The sequence below is a fragment of the Streptomyces sp. NPDC000594 genome (assembly GCF_040299965.1).
Taxonomy (GTDB): Bacteria; Actinomycetota; Actinomycetes; order Streptomycetales; family Streptomycetaceae; genus Streptomyces.
Genome location: NZ_JBEPCY010000070.1, coordinates 1 through 7,160, shown reverse-complemented (window position 1 = coordinate 7,160; position 7,160 = coordinate 1). Strand labels below are relative to the sequence as shown.

Sequence of the window (7,160 nt, the reverse complement as noted above, 5' to 3'; positions counted from 1 at the left end):
GCATGGACTCCCTCCTCCGCCTTGCGATTGCACGCACCAGACCCCGCCCGGCACGCCCTCCGGGCGAACGACGCTACTTTGAAGACACTCCCTAGAGTCACATGATCCACCGGACAGAACCTAGTGCTGTGACCGGGAAGGTTTGCCGGGTTGGGTGGCCTGAGCCAGTTGTCAGAGCCTCCCGATAGCGTTCCGGCAGCCAGATCCGACTCTTCTCCGGGAGACCATCCGTGGACATCCTGCTCATCGCCGGCCTGTGGTTCGACGGATCCGCGTGGGACGACGTCGTGCCCGAACTCACCGTGCTCGGTCACCGTCCCGTGCCGCTCACCCTCCCCGGTCAGGGCGACGGCACCACCTCCGCGACGCTCGACGACCAGCTGGCAGCGATACTCGCCGCCGTTGACGCGGCGCCCGGGAAGCCCATGGTGGTGGGGCACTCCGCCGCGTCGAGCCTGGCCTGGCTGGCCGCCGACGCGCGACCGGAGAAGGTGGCCAAGGTCGTACTGATCGGCGGCTTCCCCGCCGCCGACGGGCGGGCCTACGCCGATCACTTCGCGATTGCGGGCGGCACCATGCCGTTCCCAGGCTGGGGCCCGTTCGAGGGAGCGGACTCCGCCGACTTGGACCAGGAGACCCGGCATCGCCTTGCATCCGCCGCTGTTCCTGTCCCCGAGGGGGTCGCCCGGGGAGTCATGCGCCTGACCGACGACCGCCGCTTCGACGTCCCTGTCGTGGTTGTCTGTCCGGAGTTCACTCCCGCCCAGGCCAAGGAGTGGATCGCCGCCGGCGAGAGCCCTGACCTCGCCCGCGCCGCCCACCTTGAGTACGTGGATCTCGACTCGGGCCACTGGCCGATGGCCACCCGCCCCCGCGAGCTCGCCCGCGTCCTGGCGGAGGCCGCGAGCTCGTAGTGCTGTGGCGGGGTTGGGTCGTCAGGCCGCTGCCGGTAGTGGTCTGCCGCCCCAGCGGATGCCCTTTTCGCTGCGGATGCCGGCGCGTTCCTTGCGTTGGGCGGCGAGTATGTCGGGGTGGCGGGCGTTGGCGTTGCGCCAGCACAGGTAGGCGTGCAGGGCCCGGGTCTGCACCGTGTGGTTCGGATGGTGGGAGTCAGCCAGGGTGAACTGCCGCAGCGGGCCAAAGTGCGCCTCGATCGGGGGGTTGGCCCCGAACTGCTCCTCGACGGGGACGGTCGGCGCAGGATCGTGCACCTCCCGGCCACCGACGACACGACAGCCTTCCTCACCGAAGTCGTCCACGCCACAGCCCATGAGATCTGGATGGTCCAGCCCGCTGTCGTCGCCATGACCCTGGTGGGCGCGGACAACGGCCTGGACATCTACGGCCCGGTCCACCCCCCGACCACATCATGGGCCAGGATCACCCCCGGTCACGGCGCCCGGGCGACCGTCGTCCACGGCGGCCCCCGCGATCTGTGGTCCCCCCGGCTCGCGCAGCGCCCCGTACCCGAACAGCCGTATCGCGTAAGGACATTGAAAACCAAGCGTTCGTTATTTATTGTGGACGGAGAGTGCGAGGACCGTGTCCCGGTCGGTCCCGCCGGTGTTCGGACACGACTTCCGCGCCCAAGGCCCCCAGGGGAGACACATCGTGAGCGACGACGAAGCCCTTCTGCGTATCTGTGTGGTCCTGGAGGACGTGGTGCAGCGGTACGGGATCGAGGCGATGATCCGGTCCGCGGTCGAGCACGGGTCGGTGCACTGTTACGGGACCGGGGAGGAGGCCAGGGCGCGGCTCGCGATCACCGTGGATCTGGCGGTGCTCGCGGCGGCGGAGGCGGAGGAGCAGTGGCCCGGGGAGACGCTGGAGGAGCTGAGAGATCTCGGCACCAAGTTGCTGATCCTGGTGGACGGGGAGGACGAGGAGGACATCGTCCGGGCGTCCAGGCTCTGCGGTCAGGGGTTCGTGGACCGGAAGGATCTCGATACGCGCACACTGTCGGCGGCGGTCGCGGACGCCCTCGCGGGGAAGCTCTTCGTCTCCGCGACGCTGGCCAGGACACTGCTGGGGCGGGTGGGGCGCAATCGGCCCGTCGATCCCGAGTTCCGGCTCACCTCGCTCACCCCGCGTGAGCTTCAGGTGCTGCGCTTACTGGCGCAGGGGATGAGCAACAAGCAGGTCGCCCGGCGGCTGACCATCTCCGAGCACGGGGTGAAGCGGCTGGTCAGCAATATCCTCGCGAAGCTGAACTGCCCCAACCGCACCCGCGCGGTCGTGCGGGCCATGGAAGAAGGCATCCTCTCCTCCGCCTGAGACGATCACCTCCGCGTTCACCGGGGCGGACGTCGTCAAGGCCGTCCGTCGGCGGTACGGACCGGCTACTCCTCGGGATCCCAGGCGATCAGCCGCTCGAACACCTGCTGGTCGCCCTCGATCGTCAGGTCGCTCAGCGTGAGGCGGCCCCAGACGAAGAGGAGCAGCTGCTCGGCCGTGCCCGTGGCCGAAGCGGAGGCGGGCGCGGCGTCGTCCGTGAGGGGTGCGGGCCAGGCGCCGGTGCCGTCCAACGCGAGGAGCCAGGAGCGGCCCTCGGTGGCGTGGTAGTGGATGGTGGCGGCCTCGTGCGGCCAGGCCACCGGGGTGGAGTTGCAGGTGTCGAGAAACTCGGCCACCCCGTCGATCGCGATCTCCGCCGGCATGGGCCGCACCGCGCCTGCGGCGAGCTGGGCGTCGTAGGTGTGCACCAGCACCTCGTGCACCCGGCGCCGGGCAACACCCCAGGCATTCGTCGGCGATACGCCGGCGCCCCACCACGTCCAGCACTCGCGCTCCGCGCCGGCGTCGCGCAGCGCACTCAGCAGCAGCTCGTTCGACTCGGCGTACCAGGCCAGCAGCGCCGAGAGCTCGCGCGGCACCTCCGAGGCGTCCTTGGCCGGCGGAGCCTCGGCCGGGCCCGCGGCGACGGTCGCGGCCCACCAGCGCTGGCCCGTCCCCAGGTGCCGCACCAGATCGAACAACGTCCACTCGGGGCAGGACGGCACCGACGCCTCAAGGCTGGGCGCGGCGGCAACCGCGCTCCGGAACGCGGCCGACCACTCGTCGATCAGTTGCAGCAGGACGGAAAACTCAAGGCTCTCTGTCACATCGCCTCCTTATCACCCCAACTCGGCCGACCGCACCCCATTTTCCAGGCCGTCAGCTGCGGGAGCCGTCCTCACGGAGGTACGCCCGGACGGTACAACGGGCGGTACATCAGGCGGTACATCAGGCGGTACATCAGGCGGTACATCAGGCGGTACAACGGGCGGACTCAGCCGAAGGACTCCCGGAACGTCTCCTCGAAGGCGGCCCGCACCGGGGCCTCGGCGGTCTCCCAGCTCAGGCCCAGCTCCTCGGCCCGGTCCGCCAGCTCTTCCTTCACCTCGTCCCAGTGCCACCCGTACCAGAAACCGACATCTCCGGCGACCGATTCCCAGCCTCCCGACTCCCGGTACGCGAAGTCACCCGCGCGCCCTTCGGCCTCCTCGCGGGCCTCGCCGACCAGTTCCGCCATGTGCTCTTCCACGTACTCCGCCACCCGTACACCGATCCGCTTCCGCCCGACACGGCGGAAGGTAGCAGCCCGGCGCCCGCCGCATCAGGGGAACAGCGCGGAAGAGCGCGGCGACGGCACCGCCACCGCCAGGGCCGCCAGGTGGTCGGTGCCCGCGGGCAGGTCGCGGACGGCCCAGGTGTCGGGACCCCCGGCGGCGGCGCGGTGGCGGACCACCGCGAGGGGGAGGTCGGGGCGGACCGCCACCCCGCGCAGATCGGTGGTGATGCCCACGCCGCTGCCCTTGACCACCGCTTCCTTACGGGTCCAGCAGCGCAGGAACTCCACCGCCCGCGCGCCCGGCGGGACGCTCCTCAGATGGGCCAGCTCCGCCGCGCCGAGCACCGCCTCGGGGAGTCCGGTCGCGTACGAGGGACGCAGCCGTTCGATGTCCGCGCCGACGGGGACGGACTCGGTGACCGCGCAGAGCCAGTACGGGCCCGAGCGGGACAGGCTGATCTCCAGTTCGGTGGCGGGGGCGGTGATCACGGGACGGCCATGGCGGGGGTCGTCGCAGGTCGGGCAGGGACCCCGGCCGAAGACGACCCGGGCGGGCGCCACTTCGAGCAGGGGCGCGAGCGCCCGGCGCAGCCCGGTGTGGGCCCTGGCGTACCAGGCCGCCCTGACGGGGTCGTGGAAGGAGCGGTAGCGGGCGGTCTCCTCGTCGGACAGGGTCCGCAGCTCCCGGGCGGTCGGCGCGGCGGTGCCGAGGCGGCACCGCCACACCCGTACCGGCACCCCGCCGACCTCATAGGTCCGGCCCTCGGAAAGGAAGGCGGTGCCGTCGGTGGCATCCGTGACATCCGTGACATCAGTGACGTCGGGGCCGTACGCCGTGCCCTCGACCGAGGCGACGGCCACAGGCACAGGCACGGGCACCGCCGCCGTCAGGGCGTCAGCGCGCACCGGAGAGCGCCCGTTCGCGCTCCGCCTCGGCCCGCATCCGCAGCCGGGTCTCGTGCGAGCGGGCCAGCCACATCCACAGCCTGGCCCGGTCGCGCGCGTCCAGGTCGTCCAGGGTGAGCCCGAAGACCGAGGCCAGGGCGTCGAACCACTCCCCCGCCGTGGTCAGTTCGGCGACCTCATGGACGCCGGTGCCGTCGATCCGGCTCAGGACACAGCCGCACATCCCGTCGACCCCGGTGGCATCCCTGCGGTACACGGAGGCGATCCGGACGAAGACGGACGCCGGCGAGGTGGACATCCAGCGGTGCTGGGCGAGGAACTGGCGGGGTACGGCGGGCTCCGGGGCGAAGTCCATCCCCACGAACTTGCCGTTCTCATGGTGGTCGAGCCGCCAGCCGCCGGGGGCCGCCTGCGAGGGGCCGAGCCGATAGCGGAACGGCCCCTGCCGGTAGCTCCCCGCCCGCAGCGGCAGGGGCTCGTACAGTGCGTCCCCCAGCCCCACATCGGCCATCCAGGTGGCGCCGTCGACGGCCACGGTCAGGGTCAGATGGTTGGCGTTCGCGCCCGGTGCGGGCATCGATCCGTCCAGGTGGACCCCACCCCGGTGCCAGGTCACCTCGTATCCGAGCGCGGTGAGGAGCCGGCCGAAGGCCGCGTTGAGGTGGAGGCAGTAGCCGCCGCGCCCCTTGAGGATCCGGGCGACACTGGACGCCGGGTCGATGGGGGTGGAGCGCCCCAGCTGGAAGTCGAGCGTCTCGTACGGAACGGTCTCGACATGCGCGCGGTGCAGTGCGCGGAGCCCGTCCAGACTGGGCCTTCCGCTGTGGTCCGTCCTCAGCCGGTCGAGATAGCGGCGGACATCAAGGGTGTCGAGGGTGTCGAGGGTGTCCAGAGTGTCCGGGGTGTTGAGGGTGCGGAGGGCGCCAGGGGCTCCCACCGGTGCGAGGGTGTCAGACGGGTGCATCGTTCGGCCTTCCGAGAGCTTCGGGTTCCAGGGCCACGACCGCGCGGCCTCGCGCGACGGTCCGGCCGTCCGGACGGCGGGCGACGAGCCGGACCACGGCCCGGGTCTCACCGCCGTCCTCGGTGGTCGTCACATCCGTCACCGTGCCGGTGCAGATGACGGCGGACCCTGCGGGAAGAGGGGCCACGAATGTCGTACGGAGGGAGCGCAGCCGGTCCCGGTCCGCCCAGGCCGTCACCGTCCGGCCCAGCAGGGCCATCGTGAGCATGCCGTGGGCGATCACACCGGGCAGATCGACCGCGCGCGCCGCCTCGGGGTCCAGATGGATGGGGTTGGTGTCGCCGGACGCCCGTGCGTAGGCGGCGATGGCCGCCTCGGTCAGGGGGGCCTGGCGCAGTGGGGGCAGTTCCGTCCCGGGGCGTATGCCGGGAGAAGCCTCGGGAGAGGCACCGGAGGAGACCTCGGGGGAGATCTCAGGGGTGGCGGGGGCCGTCATACGTGCTCCCCGGGTGCCCGGCGGACGGCGACCACCTGGCGCAGCCGTGCCACCGGGGTGCCGTCGTCCCGCTCGACCTCCGTGGTCCGCGCGACGAACTCCAGCGCGCCCCGCGCGGGCAGCGGCGCCGGGCCGAAGGCGGGCCGGAGGACGAGGGTGTCCCCGGCGCAGACGGCGGAGGCATAGCTGAACTCCTGCTCGACATGGAGGCAGGAGGCCGGGTCGGCACCGGCTTCGGCCAGCAGCTCCAGTACGCCGCCCCGGTCGAGGTCGACGCCGAACAGATAGGTCGGTGGCGCGATCACGTCGCGATATCCGGCCGCGCGGGCGGCCCGGCTGTCGTGGTGCACCGCGTCCCCGGCACCGATCGCGTCGGCGAACCGGCTCACGGCGCCCCGTTCCAGGCGCACCCGGTAGGCCGGCCGGGGACCGGTGAGTCTCTCGGCGATCAGCATGGCTCCTCCGTGGCTCGTGGTCGGTGCGGTGGACCGGTCGGGTACGGGGAAGGGTGCGGCACCTCCCGTTCCGTTACGGGGAAGGGCGCGGCGCCCCCCGGCCCGGGACCGGCTCACCCTGTCCACTGTCGCCGTCGGCCGCGTGCCGGGACAACGCCGTCCGGGCTGGCTCATCGGGCTCGCCGGTCGCCCCGGGCGGGGCGGGGGCGGTACCGCTCGGGTGCGCCATCCAGGGCTCCCGTGATGGGCCGGGTCGCTGGTACTCATGGTCGGCGGCGATCCCTAAGGAGCGACAGTGATGACGACTTCATCCGTGGACCGGGCGGCCGAGCCCCGGCCGATACAACTCCTCACCCCGGACGGTGAACGGGTCGAGCACCCCGACTTCGCCGTCGACCTGGGCGCGGAGCAGTTGCGGGAGCTGTTGCGCGACATGGTTCTGACCCGGCGGTTCGACGCGGAGGCCACCGTTCTCCAGCGCCAGGGCGAGCTGGGGCTGTGGCCTTCGCTGCTGGGGCAGGAGGCGGCGCAGATCGGTTCGGGGCGGGCGCTCCGCGACGACGACTATGTCTTCTCCACCTATCGCGAGCACGGCGTCGCCTGGTGCCGGGGGGTGGCGCCGGAGGCGATGATGGCCTCCTTCCGGGGGGTCACCCACGGCGGTTGGGACCCGCTCGTCCATCGCTTTCACCCGTACACGATTGTGATTGGTTCGCAGGCGTTGCATGCGGCTGGTTATGCGATGGGTGTGGTGCGGGACGGGGTGGATTCGGCGGTGGTGGCGTACTT

9 protein-coding genes and 1 pseudogene are annotated in these 7,160 nt (G+C 71.8%); 3 read left to right on the top strand and 7 right to left on the bottom strand.

The window, feature by feature from the left end; all coding sequences use genetic code 11:
- The first annotated feature begins 230 nt into the window (after nt 1-230).
- Complete coding sequence (locus ABT354_RS37855; protein ID WP_351502594.1) at nt 231-914, top strand: alpha/beta fold hydrolase; 684 nt, start codon at nt 231-233, stop codon at nt 912-914.
- Nucleotides 915-935: 21 nt separating this feature from the next.
- Here ABT354_RS37855 and ABT354_RS37850 read toward each other — a convergent pair.
- A pseudogene (locus ABT354_RS37850) lies at nt 936-1,157 on the bottom strand (IS630 family transposase); the annotation flags it as partial.
- A gap of 454 nt (nt 1,158-1,611) precedes the next feature.
- On the opposite strand from ABT354_RS37850, the gene ABT354_RS37845 reads away from it, so the two are divergent.
- On the top strand, nt 1,612-2,274 hold the full coding sequence (locus ABT354_RS37845; protein ID WP_351502592.1) for a LuxR C-terminal-related transcriptional regulator: 663 nt from the start codon (nt 1,612-1,614) through the stop codon (nt 2,272-2,274).
- A 65-nt stretch (nt 2,275-2,339) separates the two neighbouring features.
- Here the strand turns inward: ABT354_RS37845 and ABT354_RS37840 are convergent, their stop codons facing one another.
- The 6 genes from ABT354_RS37840 to ABT354_RS37815 form a co-directional block, all read right to left on the bottom strand.
- A complete protein-coding gene (locus ABT354_RS37840; protein WP_351502589.1) occupies nt 2,340-3,101 on the bottom strand; it encodes a maleylpyruvate isomerase family mycothiol-dependent enzyme in 762 nt (253 codons plus the stop codon).
- Nucleotides 3,102-3,268: 167 nt separating this feature from the next.
- The gene (locus ABT354_RS37835; protein WP_351502587.1) at nt 3,269-3,511 is read right to left on the bottom strand and encodes a hypothetical protein; all 243 of its coding nucleotides are present in this window, start codon (nt 3,509-3,511) and stop codon (nt 3,269-3,271) included.
- An 84-nt stretch (nt 3,512-3,595) separates the two neighbouring features.
- Nucleotides 3,596-4,423 carry a 4'-phosphopantetheinyl transferase family protein gene (locus ABT354_RS37830; RefSeq protein WP_351502585.1) on the bottom strand — a complete coding sequence of 276 codons (828 nt, stop codon included), beginning with the start codon at nt 4,421-4,423 and terminating at the stop codon, nt 3,596-3,598.
- 22 nt (nt 4,424-4,445) lie between these two features.
- Nucleotides 4,446-5,393: an arylamine N-acetyltransferase family protein gene (locus ABT354_RS37825; protein ID WP_351502583.1), complete on the bottom strand. Its 948-nt coding sequence runs from the start codon at nt 5,391-5,393 to the stop codon at nt 4,446-4,448.
- A 13-nt stretch (nt 5,394-5,406) separates the two neighbouring features.
- On the bottom strand, nt 5,407-5,916 hold the full coding sequence (locus tag ABT354_RS37820; RefSeq protein WP_351502581.1) for a MaoC/PaaZ C-terminal domain-containing protein: 510 nt from the start codon (nt 5,914-5,916) through the stop codon (nt 5,407-5,409).
- Nucleotides 5,913-6,371 carry an FAS1-like dehydratase domain-containing protein gene (locus ABT354_RS37815; protein ID WP_351502579.1) on the bottom strand — a complete coding sequence of 153 codons (459 nt, stop codon included), beginning with the start codon at nt 6,369-6,371 and terminating at the stop codon, nt 5,913-5,915. Before ABT354_RS37815 ends, ABT354_RS37820 begins: the two co-directional genes overlap by 4 nt.
- 298 nt (nt 6,372-6,669) lie before the next feature.
- Here ABT354_RS37815 and ABT354_RS37810 point away from each other — a divergent pair.
- Nucleotides 6,670-7,160, top strand: a 491-nt coding sequence (locus tag ABT354_RS37810; RefSeq protein ID WP_351502577.1) for a thiamine pyrophosphate-dependent enzyme, incomplete at its 3' end; no start/stop codon positions are given.

Bases quoted from the DNA above. Each gene is read 5' to 3' on its own strand.
- ABT354_RS37820 (WP_351502581.1), bottom strand. From the start codon at position 5,916: ATGACGGCCCCCGCCACCCCTGAGATCTCCCCCGAGGTCTCCTCCGGT.
- ABT354_RS37835 (WP_351502587.1), bottom strand. From the start codon at position 3,511: ATGGCGGAACTGGTCGGCGAGGCCCGCGAGGAGGCCGAAGGGCGCGCG.
- ABT354_RS37815 (WP_351502579.1), bottom strand. From the start codon at position 6,371: ATGCTGATCGCCGAGAGACTCACCGGTCCCCGGCCGGCCTACCGGGTG.